Raw genomic sequence first — 13,880 nt, 5'->3', positions numbered from 1 at the left:
AGGCAGGTGAGTCAAGGCCGGCGGCTTATTTGCGCTGGTCCCACTTGGGCATGGGCCAGGTCACGTCACGCGAGGCCATGTCGAAAGGCCAGACCGTGTTGTACTTGCCGCCCACGATCTGTACCAGGATGCCCTGGCCCAGGGTGTTCTGGCCGGTGGCGTCGAACTTCACGCCCTTCCACGGCATGATGAGCTTGCTGCCGGGCATGTCGGTCGCGGCCAGCGCCTTGCGGATGGCCTCGGGTTCGGTGGAGCCCGCGCGGTTGATGGCGTCGGCCATCACCATCAGGCCGGTGAAGGTGCGCGAGGAGTTGCCGGTGAAGTTGATCTTGTAGCGGCTGTTGAACAGGTCGTTGACCTGCTTGATCAGCGGGTTGCGGTTGGCCAGGTCCAGCGCCCAGACTTCACGCGTGATGATGTAGTCGGCGTCCTTGCCCAGGGTCTTGATGAAGTCGGTGTCGGTGAAGCCCGCGTTGTTCGCCAGGATCATGTCCGGCGAGAAGCCCAGTTCCTTGTAGGTCTTGATCGACAGGATGGCATCGGCCGTATAGGACGACTGCAGCACCAGGTTGGGATTGGCCGCCTTGAGCGTCTGCACTTCGGAGGTCAGCTGCGTGGTCTTGGCCGGGTACATCACCTGCTTGACCAGGTTCTGCTTGAACTCGGGCGCGAGTTTGGTCTGCAGCTTGGTGGTTTCCGTGCCCCACAAGCCGTTTTCATTGAGGCTGGCCACCACGCCCGCCTTGATGCCTTTTTTGGCTTCGAGTTCCTTGAGGAAATCAAAGGCGTTGTGCACAAACAGGTCGTCGTGCGGCGTGGTGCGGAAGAACCACTTGAAGTTGCGCTGCGTGAGCGAAGCCGAGGACGACTCCGGGTTCAGGAAAGGGATGCCGGCGCGCTCGGCGATCTGGCTGGCCGTGGCGGTGACGGCGCTGTTGTAGGCGCCGACCAGTGCCACCACTTTTTCCTGCGTGATCAGGCGCTCGGCTTCGGTCGCGCCGGTTTGCGGGTTGGCCTGGTGGTCGGCGAACACCAGCTTGATTTTCGCGCCCTTGAGGTTGGGCAAGCCCTTGCCGGCCGACAGCGGCAGTTCGGACACGCCGGGTGCGCCGTTGTTGATGATGTCGGCGGCGAGTTCCAGCGCGCTGCGCAGTTCAGCGCCCACCGAGGCGGCGGGACCTGTCAGCGGATACAGCACGCCTATCCTGACCTCCTGCTGCGCATGCGCGCACAGGCTCAAACCAGCGCCGGCCAGTACCGCGGCCACTCGGGCCCACCATGACTTCTTCATTTCGCACTCCTCGTAAAAACATGACAGTTGGATGACATGGGGCGAAGTGTGCGATCAGCAAATGACGAAATCAAACAAGAAATATTTTGCTTTCGCCATCGATTTTTTCGATGACTAGGATTTACCCTGATGCACCTTTTTTGGCGGTTTTTATCGCTTTGGCGGCCGGGTTGCGAGCCGTTTTGGTGCCGCCCCCGCCTTCCCCGGCGAACTCCACGGCCGACCGGACCACCGTTTCCACGATGGACGAAGTCGGGTCGGTGCGGTAGCTGGCATGGATGGGCAAGGCCTTGAGCTTCTTGTCGCAGGTCAGCAATTTGAGGCTGGCAAAGCCCGTCAGCCGCTGCACCGCCGCGCGCGGCAGCAAGGCCACGCCGAAGCCGCCCTGCACCAGCTGGACCATGGCCGAGATCGACGAAATCGCGTGCACCTTTTTGGGCTCCATGCGGTTCTGCTTGAAGAGGTCCAGCAGCGTGACATGCGGCTGCGAACCCTTCTGGAAGGTCAGCAATTCCATTTCAGCCAGCTCATCGAGCCGGTAATTTCTTTTTTTATGCAGTGCCGGATTGCCCACAAAGGCCATGTCCATGGGCGGCAAGGCCTGGTTGCGCACGCCATCGGCCGAAGCGGGCAGCGCCGCGAACACCAGGTCCAGCGTGCCGCGCTGCACCTGGTCCATCAGGATGGGGGTGGTTTCCACCGTGAGCTCCAGCTCCAGCCCCGGATGGTCCACCCGCAGTTTTTCGAGCCAGGGAATCAGCCAGGAATGCAGCACCGACTCGATCGCGCCTATGCGCATGGAGACGGCCATGGGCGCGCCCGATCCCATCTCCTGCTTGACCTCGCGCTGCAGCTCCAGCAGCTTTTGCGCGTAGACAAAAAAGCGCGCGCCGGCCACCGTGAGCTTGAACTGCTTGTCGCGCCGGTCCAGCAGCAGGATGCCGAGTTCCTCCTCCAGCGTGGCGATGCGGCTGGACATCGCCGACTGCGTGAGGTAGAGCTTGTCGGCGGCGCGCGAGATGCTTTTGAGCGAGGCCACCCAATAAAAGGCTTCAACAAAACGCAGGTTCATGGCGGGGCCCCAGGGTCGCTTAAACAGGTGGGCGCAGTATTTCGGGGTATGCCCGATGAACTGGCGCGGGATTTGCGTCTATCCTATTACTACTTATCAATTCCTTGTCCTGGAGCCTCTCATGAATTTCAAGATCACCGTGGCGGCCGCCGCCCTCGCGCTGGGCGCCAATGCTTTTGCCCAGACCAAGTGGGACCTCCCCGCCGCCTACCCGGCCAGCAACTTCCACACGGAAAACCTGACGCAATTCGCGGCCGACGTCGACAAGGCCAGCGGCGGCAAGCTCAAGATCACGGTGCACGCCAATGCCTCGCTGTTCAAGGCCAACGAGATCAAGCGCGCGGTGCAGGGCGGCCAGGCCCAGATCGGCGAAGTACTGCTGGTCAACTTCGAAAACGAAAACCCGATTTACGGCGCCGACGGCCTGCCCTTCGTGGCCTCCAGTTATGCCTCGGCCCACAAACTGGCTGAAGCGCAAAAGCCGGCGCTTGAAAAACTGCTGGGCGGGCAAGGCATGAAGCTGCTCTATACCGTGGCTTGGCCCCCACAGGGCATTTACGTCAACAAGGAAATCACGGCCGTCGCCGACATGAAAGGCCTCAAGTGGCGCGCCTACAGCCCGGCCACCAGCAAGATCGCCGAGCTGGTCGGCGCGCAACCCGTGACCGTCCAGGCCGCGGAACTGAGCCAGGCCATGGCAACCGGCGTCGTCAACAGCTACATGAGCTCCGGCTCCACCGGCTACGACACCAAAACCTACGAGAGCATCAAGTACTGGTATGACGTGCAGGCCTGGCTGCCGAAGAACGCCGTGATCGTCAACAAGAAGTCTTTCGACGCGCTGGACGCGCCCACCCAGGCCGCCGTGCTGAAAGCCGCCGCGGACGCCGAGACCCGCGGCTGGAAAATCAGCGAGGAAAAAAACGAGTTCTATAAAAAGGCCCTGGCCGAAAAAGGCATGAAGATCATGACCCCTTCGCCCAAGCTGGTGGCCGACCTGCGCCAGGTGGGCGGCATCATGAAGGCCGACTGGCTCAAACGCGCCGGCCCCGAGGGGGAAGCACTGCTGTCCGCATTCGACAAATCCAACGCGGCGAAGAAATAACCATGCGCCGCATGCTTGATACGCTGTATGACGGCGCGGCATGGCTGGGTGCCCTGTTCATGGTCGGCACGCTGGTGTCGGTGCTCGCCGGCGTGCTGGACCGCCAGTTCGCATGGTCGCTGCGCGGCACCGACATGTATGCCGGTTACTGCATGGCGGCCAGCGGCTTTCTGGCGCTGGCCCACACCCTCAAGAAGGGTGAGCACATCCGCGTCACGCTGATCCTCAACGGCCTGCACGGCAGCGCCCGGCGCGCACTGGAAATCTGGGCCCTGGCCGTGGCCACGGCGCTTTCCATGCTGTTCGCCTGGTACAGCGTCATGCTGTCGGTCAACTCCTACGCCTACCACGATATCTCCACCGGGAACGACGCCACGCCGCTATGGATTCCGCAGATCACCATGGGCGTGGGTGCGGTCATCCTGATGATCGCATTCATCGACGAGCTGGTGCTGGAGATCAGGGGACGGCGCACGCAGGCCGGCAGCGACGAAGCGCTGCACCACGAATAAATAACAACAAAGAACCAACATGTCCGATCTCGCCATCACTTCGCTGCTGATTCTTTCGCTTTTCCTGATTCTGGGTTCCGGCGTGTGGATAGGCCTCACGCTGTCGGGCGTGGCCTGGATAGGCATGCAGCTTTTCTCCTCACGCGCCGCCGGTGATGCCATGGCCGTGACCATCTGGGGATCCTCGTCAAGCTGGACATTGACGGCCCTGCCTCTTTTTGTGTGGATGGGTGAAATCCTGTTTCGCACCAAGCTCAGCGAAAGCATGTTCAAGGGCCTCGCGCCCTGGGTCAGCCGGTTGCCGGGCGGCCTGCTGCATACCAACGTCATCGGCTGCACCATTTTTGCCGCGGTTTCGGGCTCCTCGGCGGCGACCTGCGCCACCATCGGCAAGATGACGCTGCCGGAACTGGCCAAACGCGGTTATCCGGAAGACATCACGATAGGCTCCCTGGCGGGCGCCGGCACGCTGGGCCTGCTGATTCCGCCGTCCATCATCATGATCGTCTACGGCGTCAGCGCCGATGTGTCGATTGCCCGCCTGTTCATCGCGGGGGTGTTCCCCGGCCTGCTGCTGGCCTCCCTGTTCTCGGGCTATCTGGTCGTCTGGGCCCTGCTCAACAAGGGCAAGATTCCGCCGCCCGACGCCGCGATGAGCTTTGGCGAAAAAATCTACGAGTCGCGCCACCTGATACCCGTCGTGCTGCTGATCGGCGCCGTGCTGGGCTCCATCTACACCGGCGTGGCCACCGCGACCGAAGCCGCGGCCATAGGCGTCGTCGGCTCACTCGTGCTGGCCGTGGTGCAGAGGTCCATGAGCTGGAGCACCTTCAAGGAATCCCTGCTGGGCGCAACGCGCCTGTACTGCATGATCGCGCTGATCCTGGCCGGCGCAGCCTTCCTGACGCTGAGCATGGGCTACATCGGCCTGCCCCGCCACCTGGCCGAGTTCGTCTCAGGCCTCGGGCTCAGCCCCTTCATGCTCATCATCGTGCTGAGCATCTTCTATATCGTGCTGGGCTGCTTTCTGGACGGCATCTCGATGGTGGTGCTGACCATGGGCGTCATCCTGCCCACGGTGCAGGCGGCCGGGCTGGACCTGATCTGGTTCGGCATCTTCATCGTCATCGTGGTGGAGATGGCACAGATCACGCCACCGGTGGGATTCAACCTGTTCGTGCTCCAGGGCATGACCAAAAAAGAAATCACCTATATCGCGCGGGTGACCTTGCCGTTTTTCTTCCTGATGTGCGGCATGGTGTTGCTGCTCTGGTTTTTCCCGCAAATCGCCACCTGGCTGCCGGGCAAGATGTAGCGGCCTGCGGTAACCGCTTATTTCCAGGGGCGCAACAGCCTCTCATCATCCGTGAGCGCCCAGGTCTTCAGACCTGTGGCCGCTTCAACAGCCTGCCGGTAGGGCGGCAAGTTGGTGCATTCCAGCACCACCGCTTGCAGCGAAGGCTCGCGCCGCTTGAGTGCCACCGCCGCATCCACCACCTCGCGGCTGGCTCTGTCCATGTCCAGGGTGTCGCGGTTGCCCAGTATGGCCGTTGCGAATTCCCCGGCCGGGTCCACGCCCTGCACCACCACGTCGGCGAGCCGGCCGGCCGGCACGCCCGCTGCCAGCAAATGCTCGGGGCCCAGCGCGGCCGCGCTGATGGTCAGCACACCGACCCTCGCCTGGTGCGCCAGCAGCCCCGGCAATTGCAGCAGGCTGGAAGTGATCACAGGCACCCGCGCGGCGGCCTGCAGCTCGTCCTGCAGCAGCACCAGGAAGCCGCAGCTCGTGGTGACGGCGCGTGCGCCCTCGGCTTGCAGCGCCTGCACGGCCTCCACAAAGGCCGGTGCTACGCCCGCGGCACGCAAGCCGGCCGCCGTCTGCACAATCTTGCCGGGCCAGGCGCCGCGCACCACATGCCGGCGCACCGGGACGCCAAACGCATCGGGATGGCCCACGTCGCCGGGCGGGCGCGGAAAGCGGGTGTCCAGCATCACCACGCCCAGGAAGCCGGGCGCTTCGCCGAAAGCGGGCGCAGCGGTTAAAGTCATGGCTGCATTGTCCCGCCAAACCCAGCTCCTTTCCTCCCCGCACACACCATGCTGACCGTCCTTGCCATCTCCATCGGCGCCTCGCTGGGCGCGCTGGCCCGCTGGGGCCTGAGCCTGTGGCTCACGCCGGGCGGCATCATCCCCTGGGGAACGCTGGCCGCCAACCTGATAGGCGGCTACCTGATAGGCATCTGCATCGCGGTGTTCCAGGCCATGCCGCAGCTGGACCCGGTCTGGCGCCTGGCGCTGGTGACCGGCTTCCTGGGCGGGCTGACCACTTTTTCCTCGTTTTCAGCCGAGGTGGTGATCTTCCTGATGGACGCGCGCTACGGCCTGGCGGCGCTGACAGCCACGGTGCATGTGCTGGGTTCGTTGCTGATGACGGTGGCGGGGCTGAAGTCCGCCATGCTGCTGATCGCCGCCAACGCGCGCTGATACCGTCCCGGGGCGCTTGCCGCCGCGGCGCGCCCAGGCAAAAACCCCCTCTGCGCAAACCGGCGAAATTCGCCACAATGGGCCATGGCATCCATGACCCCTTTTCATCCCGCCCAGGCCGCGGGCGGCCAGGACAGGCTGGCGCGCATAGGGCGCGCGCGCCAGGCCGTCCTGTACGGCGAAACCCGGCCCGCCGACGCGGCGCCGGCCCTGGAAGGCTGGATAGAGCGCTCCTGGCGGCGCTGCCTGGCCAGCGGCCAGCACCCCGAACAAGCCCCCTCCTTCGACACCGTGCCGGCCGCCGAGATGCGGCGCCACCAGGAAGCCAACCAGCAGCTGGTGCAGGCCGCCAAACCCACGCTTGAGCGGCTGGGCCGCGCGATTGCCGACACCCGCTACTTCGCCATCCTGACCAACCAGGCCGGCGTGGTGGTCGACGTCAACGGCCGCATAGACCGCAGCGACGGCCGCGCCGATGTGATCACGCGCATAGGCACCGACCTTTCGGAAGCCCGGGTCGGCACCACCGCCATAGGCGCGGCGCTGGGCGAGCTGCAGCCGGTCTGGCTGCACCGGGGCGAGCATTTTTTCGACGCGACCTCGGTCTACAGCTGCGCCGGCGCGCCGCTGTTCGGCCCCGACGGGCACTGCGCCGGCATGCTGGACCTGACGGGCATAGAAGCGGCCGAGCGGCCCGAGCTCAAGCACCTGGTCACCCAGTGCGCGCGCAGCATTGAAAACGCGCTCACGCTGGGCCGGCCCCATGCCCTGCTGGTGCGGCTCAACTGGCCGGGCCGGGTGCTGGGCGACGACAGCGACGGCCTGCTCTGCGTGGACGCCGACGGCTGCGTCACCGGCGCCAACCCGGCGGCCCGGCAAATGCTCTCGCGCCTGGACGCCGCGGCCGGCGGCATGCCGCACTGCAGCGAGCTGTTCGCCATGCCTTTTGAAATGCTGTTTGATGCGGCACAGCGCCGCGGCAATGCGCAGGGCGGCGTGCTGGAGGCGCCGCTGTGGTCGGGCCTGCGCCTGCACGCGATGCCGCTGCCGGCCGGCCGCGATGCCCCGCCGGCCGCGCTGCAGCTGCCGCCTTCGGCCGACGCGGGCCGGCCGCTCAAGGAACTTGAAACCGCGCTGATCCGCAAGGCCGTCAGCGACGCGCGCGGCAATGTGCTGCAGGCCGCCAGGGCGCTGGGCGTGAGCCGCGCCACGGTGTACCGGCGGCTGGGCCCGGGCAAGCGCGGCTAGGCTAGTGCTTGTGTTCAGCCGTGCCGGCGGTCGCACCCGGTGCCGCCGTGGCCACCGGCAGTTTCAGCTCCAGCTTGCTTTCCACACCCTTGGCGTCCTGGAACAGCAAGGTCAGGGGAATCGTGCTGTCCTTGGCCAGCGGCGCCTTGAGGTCCATCAGCATCACGTGGTAACCGCCGGGCTTGAACTCCACTTTTTTGCCGGCGGGCAGCTCCAGCGAGGGCAGCGCGCGCATTTTCATGACGTCGCCTTCCATCTTCATTTCGTGCACTTCGGCCACGCCGGCCACCGGTGAGGACACGCCCACCAGCCGGGTCGCCTCACTGGCTGTGAGGCTCATAAAAGCCCCCGAACCCCTTTGCCCCTGCACGGTGGCGCGCGCCCAGGCGCCATCGACCTTGACGGCGGCGGTCTGCGCCAGGGCGGCCGTACCGCCCAGCGCGAGCAACACCAGCAGCGCGGCTTGTGAAAATTTGGAGAATGTCGGGAATTTTCCGGATGTCATGCAAATGCTCCTTGAAACAATGGGTGGACTGTAAAACGAAGGGCAGCCGGTGCCGCTCAGTGGTTATGTTCGCCGCCGCCGCCCGCGGGCATCAGCTCCAGGGCGGCAGCGGGGTTCTTCAGGTCGGAGAGTGACTGGCCCGGCTTGGGCACTTCGTTCCAATCCACCTTGCCCTCCTCGCACACCTGCATGACGGGCCAGTACAGCATGCCGGCCTTGGCCGGCAGCTTGGCCTGCAGCACGAACTCGTCATACCAGTCGTTCTGCAAATAATCGGCCGGGGTTTTGGCCGTCCAGCTGATGCGGGACACGTCTTCGGTGACGGCTTTTCCGTGGTCCTGCCGCGGCTGGGCCAGTTTCTCGCGCGTGACTTCCAGCGCCCAGCCGGCTTTGGGCATGGGTTTGGCACCCTGCACGCCCGCAGGAATCGTGACCACGATCTGCTTGACGGGCGAGTTGCCGCAGCCGTGGCCGACCTTGAAGCTCCCCTTGTAATAGCTGCCCGCATTGGCCACCTGGTATTCCAGCGTGACGTGCGCGGCGGCGGGCAGGGAGGCGGCCAAAAGCACGGTGCTGACGGCGATGGCTTGAAGGGCGATATGTTTCATGGTTCAACCTTGGTAACTTGATAACTGAGTGACTTGATAAAAAGGAAAGCACGGATTACAGCCTGAAGTTCAGTTCAGCCATGCGCCGGGCAAGCACGCACGGTGTGCGGGAAAGTTTCATGAAAACTCACACTCTGAAATGAACGGACGCGCAGGCCTCCAGGCCCGCGCGCGGGAATGCCTCAGGCGAGGCGGTTCACATCAAACGGAGGGAGGCCCGCGGCTGAAGGGCAGCCCGGGGACGGCGGCGCCGGCGGCCGCAGGGAGGGCCGAGGCGGCAACAGCGGTGCCGGAAAAACAGGGAGTGGCGGCCAGCGGCAAAGGTGGCAGCACCAAGCCCGGCGAGGCGCAGAGGTCGCAGCGCAGTCCCGTGGCACCTGCATCGCCGTCGGAAGCATCACCGCCGGCGTTGGACGAAGTGTTGATACTGCAGATGCCACCCAGCTTGCCGGTTTGCACGTCCTGGGCCAGCATGGACACCGGCGCCCACAGCGCCGACAGCACGGCCAGGAAAGCCAGCCAGGCGGCAAGGCGTTCCCAGACGGGCAGAGTCAAGCGGGAGGTGGGATGGTGAGGCACGGTGCAATTATAAGTACACCACCCATTCACCCGGCAATCTTCAGGGCGCGCCGAAACCGAAACGGAGGAACACCTCCTGCGCTTCGGCTGTCAGCAGGTAAGCGGCGAATTGCGCAGCGGCAGCATCGCCGCTTCGCGCGGTCAGCCCGTAGGAGGCGCTCACCTGCAATTCCAGCGGCATCTGCACCACAGTCATGCGCGGCACTTCCTTGCGAACCGCCACGGCGTTGGTGCAATAAGTCAGGAAGAGGTCGGCGCGGCCTTCGGTGATCAGCCATTCGTAGGTGCTGCGGCCGGCCGGTGGCTGGGGTGCTTGGGGCGAACCGGTGAGTTTGAGCGCCTTGGCGTCCAGTGCCGCATAGGCGCCGGGTTTCAGCGCCTCGGCTTTTCGGAACACCTCCCAGGCATAGTCGCCCGAGGGATCCGCCTTGGGCGTGGAAGTGCCCAGCTTGACGGCCGGGTCCAGCATCAGGTCGAGCAGCTTTGCGGGCTCGGCATTGAGTTGCGGCACGGCCAATGCGCACAGCTGGTTGCGCACAAACAGCGTGGGTGGCGCCCACGCGCTGCCCGCCATGACATGCAGGCGCTGGGGGTGCTGGGTATCAGCCGAGGCAAATACCTGTGCGGCCTCACCCTTTTCAATGCGTTCGCGCAGCAGGCCGGAGGCGCCAAAGGTCAACTGGGTTTTAAGACCTGTGCGGGATTCATAAACGCGGGCAACTTCGGTGAGGGCTTCGCGCAGGCTGCCTGCCGCATACACGCGCAGAGGCGCGGCATCAACGACAACTGGTGCGGACGACTGCGCATGCACCATATTCAGACCTCCTGAAAAAACAAGTGCCGCGGCAGCCCATACCAGCAAGCGCCGTGGAACCGGCTTTGCCGGGCCGCAGGCGCCGTCCCCTGGAGGGGAGAACAAGCTACACGCAGTGAGCTTGGACAGGGGGGAACTCATCTTGCGTTGGGGAAGAACAACTGCTCGCCGCCGATTTTGTAGCTGGCAACCACCGCCTGGCCCGCGGGCGAAATCACCCAATCGACAAACTTCTGCGCTTCGGCCGCCTTGACCTGCGGGTGTTTGGCGGGGTTGACCACCATCACGCCGTACTGGTTGAACAGCCGCGTGTCGCCCTCGACCAGCACGGCCAGGTCGCCACGGTTCTTGAAGGACAGCCAGGTGCCGCGGTCGGCCAGCACATAGCCGCCGCTGCTGGCCGCGATGTTGAGCGCCGGGCCCATGCCGCAGCCGCAGGCTTTGTAGTTGGCAAAGGCCGGCTTGTCGGCGGGCGTGTCTATGCCCGCGCTTTTCCAGTAGCGCAGTTCGGCGGCGTGGGTGCCGCTCTTGTCGCCGCGCGAGACAAAGTTGGCGTTCGCGGCACTGAGTTTTTTCAGCGCCTCGACGATGTCCTTGCCTTTGGTTTTAGCCGGGTCGGCCGCGGGGCCTACCAGCACGAAGTCGTTGTACATGACCGGGAAGCGTTTCACGGCAAAGCCTTCGGCGACGACCTTCTCTTCAGCGACCTGGTCGTGCACAAACAGCACGTCGGCGTCGCCGCGGCGGCCCATGTCTATGGCCTGGCCGGTGCCCACGGCCACCACCTTGACGTCTATGCCCGTGGCTTTCTTGAATTCGGGCAGCAGGTGAGAAAACAGGCCCGACTGTTCAGTCGAGGTGGTGGACGCCATCACGATGGACGTTTGCGCCACAGCCAGCGTGGCTGACAAGGCCAGCGGGGCGACCAGCAGCGCCCTGAGGGTCTTTAAGTTGATCATGCAAGTTCTCCTTTTAAAAATGCTTCCGCCGCGGCGGGAACCGGCCCGCCAAAAAATGCCGCCGTGGGCAGGTCGGCGACCAGCCGGCCCTGCTCCAGGTAAATCACACGCTGTGCCAGTCGCTTGACCTGGCCCAGGTTGTGGCTGCTGAAGATCAGCGTCATGCCGGCGTCGGCGAACTCGGCCATCAGGCGCTCGACCTCGCGCTTGGCAGAGGGGTCCAGGCTGGCCGTGGGTTCGTCGAGGAGCAGCACCTGCGGTTTGAGCGCCCAGGCCCGCGCCAGCGCCACGCGCTGCTGCTGGCCGCCCGACAAGGCCTTGGCGTTGCGCGTCGCAAGGCCTTCCAGCCCCACACGTTCGAGTGCGGAAAGCGCCTGCGTTTTGGCGTCGGCCCAGCGCACACCGGCCAGCCACAGGCCCAACGCCACATTGCGCAGCACGCTGGCGCGCAGCATGTAAGGGCGCTGGAACAGCATGGCCTGGCAGGCCCGCCTGTCATGCTGCAGGCTGCCGGCCGCGGGCTTGACGAGGCCGTTCAAGGTTCGCAGCAAAGTGCTTTTGCCGCTGCCGTTGGAGCCCACCAGCGCCAGCCTTTCGCCGGCCTGGATGCGCAGCGTGCAGCCGCTGAGCGCCTGGACGCGGCCGTAGCGCACATCCACGGCCTGCAACTGGAAGAGCTCGGTCATGGCGTCCCCCCATGCGCGGCCAGGCCGGCGGCCGGGTCGGGCAGGCGGTCGTCGAGCTGTTCGCGCCAGCGCCGCAGGCCCGCGATCAGGATGTTGAGCAGCAGCACCACGCCCAGCAGCACCATGCCCAGGGCCAGGGCCAGCGGCAGATCGCCCTTGCTGGTTTCGAGCGCGATCGCGGTGGTCATCACGCGCGTGAAGCCGTCGATGTTGCCGCCCACCACCATGACCGCACCGACTTCCGAGACGGCACGGCCGAAAGCGGCGATCAGCACCGTGAGCAGGGCATAACGTTCGTCCCACAGCAGGATCAGGCCGCGCACAAAGCGGCCCGCGCCCAGCGACTGGAACTGCTCGCCGTGGCTGCGGTCGGCGTCCTCTATCGCCTGGCGCACCAGCGCGGTGACCACGGGCAGCACCAGCACGGCCTGCGCCAGCACCATGGCCTTGAAGGAAAACAGCCAGCCCAGGAAACCCAGCGGCCCGGTGCGCGAGAGCAGCAAATAGACCACCAGCCCGACCACCACTGAGGGCAGCGCCAGCGCGGTGTTGAGCAGGGCCAGCACGGCGCCACGGCCGCGAAAGCGCGACACGCCCAGCCACGCGCCCAGCAGCAGGCCGCCGCTGCAGGCGATCACGCAGGCGGACGCGCTCACGGCCAGCGAGCGGGCAACGATGCCGGCCAGCACGGGATCAAGCGAGGTGATGAGGGAAAAGGCCGTGGCGGCGCTGTCGGAGAAGGTGTTCATTAAAGATTTTTGGAGGACTCTAGCCTAGAGGCTAAGTCCTTGAATCACATCAGGAATCATCGCTATGAAGCCGTTTGCATAGGTTGAGGCACCTGCCCGCCCTGCCCCGCCGGCCCATGCACTCATAATCGAAGCCACCCTTGCCCGCCATGCACAAAGTCGAACTCTCCTACCTGCTCACGCCGCAGCGCGGCAAAAGCGCGCTGATACGCAACCCGCTGATGGACCTGCTGCATGCGGTGCGCGAGCAGGGCTCCATCTCCAAGGCCTCCAAGGCGCTGGACCTGTCCTACCGCCACGTGTGGGGTGCGCTCAAGGACTGGGAGCAGACGCTGGGGCGCGAGCTCATCGTCTGGGACAAGGGCCAGCGCGCGCGGCTCACCGAGTTCGGCGAAAAGCTGCTGTGGGCCGAGCGCCAGGCGCAGGCCCGGCTGGCGCCGCAGATCGAGGCCCTGACCAGCGACATCGAGCGCGCGTTCTCCACGGCCTTCGACGACGAGGCCCATGTGCTCACGCTGTACGCCAGCCACGACGCGGCGCTGTCGGCACTGCGCGAGCAGGCCGGCGCGCGCGGCCTGCACCTGGACATCCGCTTCATGGGCAGTGTGGACGCCATCGCGGCGCTGAACGCGGGGCGCTGCATGATGGCGGGTTTCCACACGCTGGAGCAGCCAGGCAGCCACTCCCTCACCGCGCGCAGCTACCGCAACCTGCTCAAGCCCGGCCTGCACAAGCTGATCGGCTTCGCCCACCGCACGCAGGGCCTGATCGTGGCCAAAAACAACCCGCTGCGCATCACCGGCGCCGCCGACCTGGCACAGCCCGGCCTGCGCTATGTCAACCGCGCCGAGGGCACGGGCACGCGCGTGCTGCTCGATGAATTGCTGGCCAAGGCCGGCGTGGCCTCATCCGCAATCCAGGGCTACCAAAGCCAGGAGCCTTCGCACACGGCCGTGGCCCAGGCCGTCGCCAGCGATGCGGCCGACGCGGGCCTGGGCATTGAAGCGGCGGCGCGCGAAAAAGGCCTGGGCTTTGTGCCGCTGGCGCAAGAGCGCTACCACCTGGTCTGCCTGAAGTCGGAGCTGCCCACGCCGCAGGTGCAGGCGCTGCTCAAGGAACTGCAAAGCCGCGACTGGCAGGCCACCCTGGAGCACCTGCCCGGCTACAGCGGCAAGCTGGCCCAGAGCGGCAAGGTGCTGTCGCTGCGCGCCACCCTGCCCTGGTGGACTTACCGCAAGGAAAAGCCCGGCAAGGCCAAGGCCTGACTC

16 protein-coding genes are annotated in these 13,880 nt (G+C 65.4%); 6 read left to right on the top strand and 10 right to left on the bottom strand.

The genetic code is table 11. The annotated features are described in order from the left end of the window. Positions 1 to 25 precede the first annotated feature (25 nt). Positions 26 to 1,291, bottom strand: coding sequence for an ABC transporter substrate-binding protein (locus tag AC1DUN_RS05525; protein WP_477713062.1), 1,266 nt, complete (start codon positions 1,289 to 1,291; stop codon positions 26 to 28). A gap of 121 nt (positions 1,292 to 1,412) precedes the next feature. Further along, the gene (locus tag AC1DUN_RS05520) at positions 1,413 to 2,363 is read right to left on the bottom strand and encodes a LysR family transcriptional regulator (protein WP_477713061.1); all 951 of its coding nucleotides are present in this window, start codon (positions 2,361 to 2,363) and stop codon (positions 1,413 to 1,415) included. 121 nt (positions 2,364 to 2,484) lie between these two features. Between AC1DUN_RS05520 and AC1DUN_RS05515 the strand changes: the two genes are divergently transcribed. Genes AC1DUN_RS05515 through AC1DUN_RS05505 form a run of 3 tightly spaced genes read left to right on the top strand, consistent with a single transcriptional unit; the run spans position 2,485 to position 5,295 of the window. Further along, complete coding sequence (locus tag AC1DUN_RS05515) at positions 2,485 to 3,468, top strand: TRAP transporter substrate-binding protein (protein WP_477713060.1); 984 nt, start codon at positions 2,485 to 2,487, stop codon at positions 3,466 to 3,468. 2 nt (positions 3,469 to 3,470) lie between these two features. Further along, positions 3,471 to 3,980, top strand: a complete 510-nt coding sequence (locus AC1DUN_RS05510; RefSeq protein WP_477713059.1) for a TRAP transporter small permease — start codon at positions 3,471 to 3,473, stop codon at positions 3,978 to 3,980. A 19-nt stretch (positions 3,981 to 3,999) separates the two neighbouring features. Beyond that, positions 4,000 to 5,295 (top strand): TRAP transporter large permease, encoded by a 1,296-nt coding sequence (locus tag AC1DUN_RS05505; RefSeq protein WP_477713058.1) that lies wholly within the window; start codon positions 4,000 to 4,002, stop codon positions 5,293 to 5,295. A 17-nt stretch (positions 5,296 to 5,312) separates the two neighbouring features. Here the strand turns inward: AC1DUN_RS05505 and AC1DUN_RS05500 are convergent, their stop codons facing one another. After that, positions 5,313 to 6,029, bottom strand: a complete 717-nt coding sequence (locus AC1DUN_RS05500; protein WP_477713057.1) for an aspartate/glutamate racemase family protein — start codon at positions 6,027 to 6,029, stop codon at positions 5,313 to 5,315. Between the two features lie 48 nt (positions 6,030 to 6,077). Here AC1DUN_RS05500 and crcB point away from each other — a divergent pair, with 48 nt between their 5' ends. Next, a complete protein-coding gene (gene crcB / locus AC1DUN_RS05495) occupies positions 6,078 to 6,464 on the top strand; it encodes a fluoride efflux transporter CrcB (protein WP_074575584.1) in 387 nt (128 codons plus the stop codon). Positions 6,465 to 6,548: 84 nt separating this feature from the next. Continuing rightward, complete coding sequence (locus AC1DUN_RS05490) at positions 6,549 to 7,712, top strand: helix-turn-helix domain-containing protein (protein WP_477713056.1); 1,164 nt, start codon at positions 6,549 to 6,551, stop codon at positions 7,710 to 7,712. 1 nt (position 7,713) lies between these two features. Here the strand turns inward: AC1DUN_RS05490 and AC1DUN_RS05485 are convergent, their stop codons facing one another. The 7 genes from AC1DUN_RS05485 to AC1DUN_RS05455 all read right to left on the bottom strand — a co-directional run bounded on the left by AC1DUN_RS05485 (position 7,714) and on the right by AC1DUN_RS05455 (position 12,612). Further along, positions 7,714 to 8,217, bottom strand: a complete 504-nt coding sequence (locus AC1DUN_RS05485) for a copper chaperone PCu(A)C (RefSeq protein ID WP_477713055.1) — start codon at positions 8,215 to 8,217, stop codon at positions 7,714 to 7,716. A 56-nt stretch (positions 8,218 to 8,273) separates the two neighbouring features. Next, complete coding sequence (locus AC1DUN_RS05480) at positions 8,274 to 8,825, bottom strand: YcnI family copper-binding membrane protein (protein ID WP_477713054.1); 552 nt, start codon at positions 8,823 to 8,825, stop codon at positions 8,274 to 8,276. A gap of 201 nt (positions 8,826 to 9,026) precedes the next feature. After that, entirely contained in the window at positions 9,027 to 9,380 is a 354-nt protein-coding gene (locus AC1DUN_RS05475) for a DUF2946 family protein (RefSeq protein WP_477713053.1), read from the bottom strand. Between the two features lie 64 nt (positions 9,381 to 9,444). Beyond that, positions 9,445 to 10,218 (bottom strand): molybdate ABC transporter substrate-binding protein, encoded by a 774-nt coding sequence (locus tag AC1DUN_RS05470; RefSeq protein ID WP_477713052.1) that lies wholly within the window; start codon positions 10,216 to 10,218, stop codon positions 9,445 to 9,447. Positions 10,219 to 10,355: 137 nt separating this feature from the next. Then, positions 10,356 to 11,177, bottom strand: coding sequence for an ABC transporter substrate-binding protein (locus AC1DUN_RS05465; protein WP_477713051.1), 822 nt, complete (start codon positions 11,175 to 11,177; stop codon positions 10,356 to 10,358). Further along, positions 11,174 to 11,863, bottom strand: a complete 690-nt coding sequence (locus AC1DUN_RS05460) for an ABC transporter ATP-binding protein (protein ID WP_477713050.1) — start codon at positions 11,861 to 11,863, stop codon at positions 11,174 to 11,176. The genes AC1DUN_RS05465 and AC1DUN_RS05460 overlap by 4 nt, the downstream gene beginning before the upstream one ends. Beyond that, positions 11,860 to 12,612, bottom strand: a complete 753-nt coding sequence (locus AC1DUN_RS05455) for an ABC transporter permease (protein ID WP_477713049.1) — start codon at positions 12,610 to 12,612, stop codon at positions 11,860 to 11,862. The genes AC1DUN_RS05460 and AC1DUN_RS05455 overlap by 4 nt, the downstream gene beginning before the upstream one ends. Before the next feature lie 149 nt (positions 12,613 to 12,761). On the opposite strand from AC1DUN_RS05455, the gene AC1DUN_RS05450 reads away from it, so the two are divergent. Next, complete coding sequence (locus AC1DUN_RS05450; protein ID WP_477713048.1) at positions 12,762 to 13,877, top strand: substrate-binding domain-containing protein; 1,116 nt, start codon at positions 12,762 to 12,764, stop codon at positions 13,875 to 13,877. Positions 13,878 to 13,880: the final 3 nt, after the last annotated feature.

It is taken from the genome of Polaromonas sp. P4_F6, from assembly GCF_056401275.1.
Note: the sequence above shows the minus strand (reverse complement) of the source record. Positions and strands in the feature narration are given on the sequence as shown.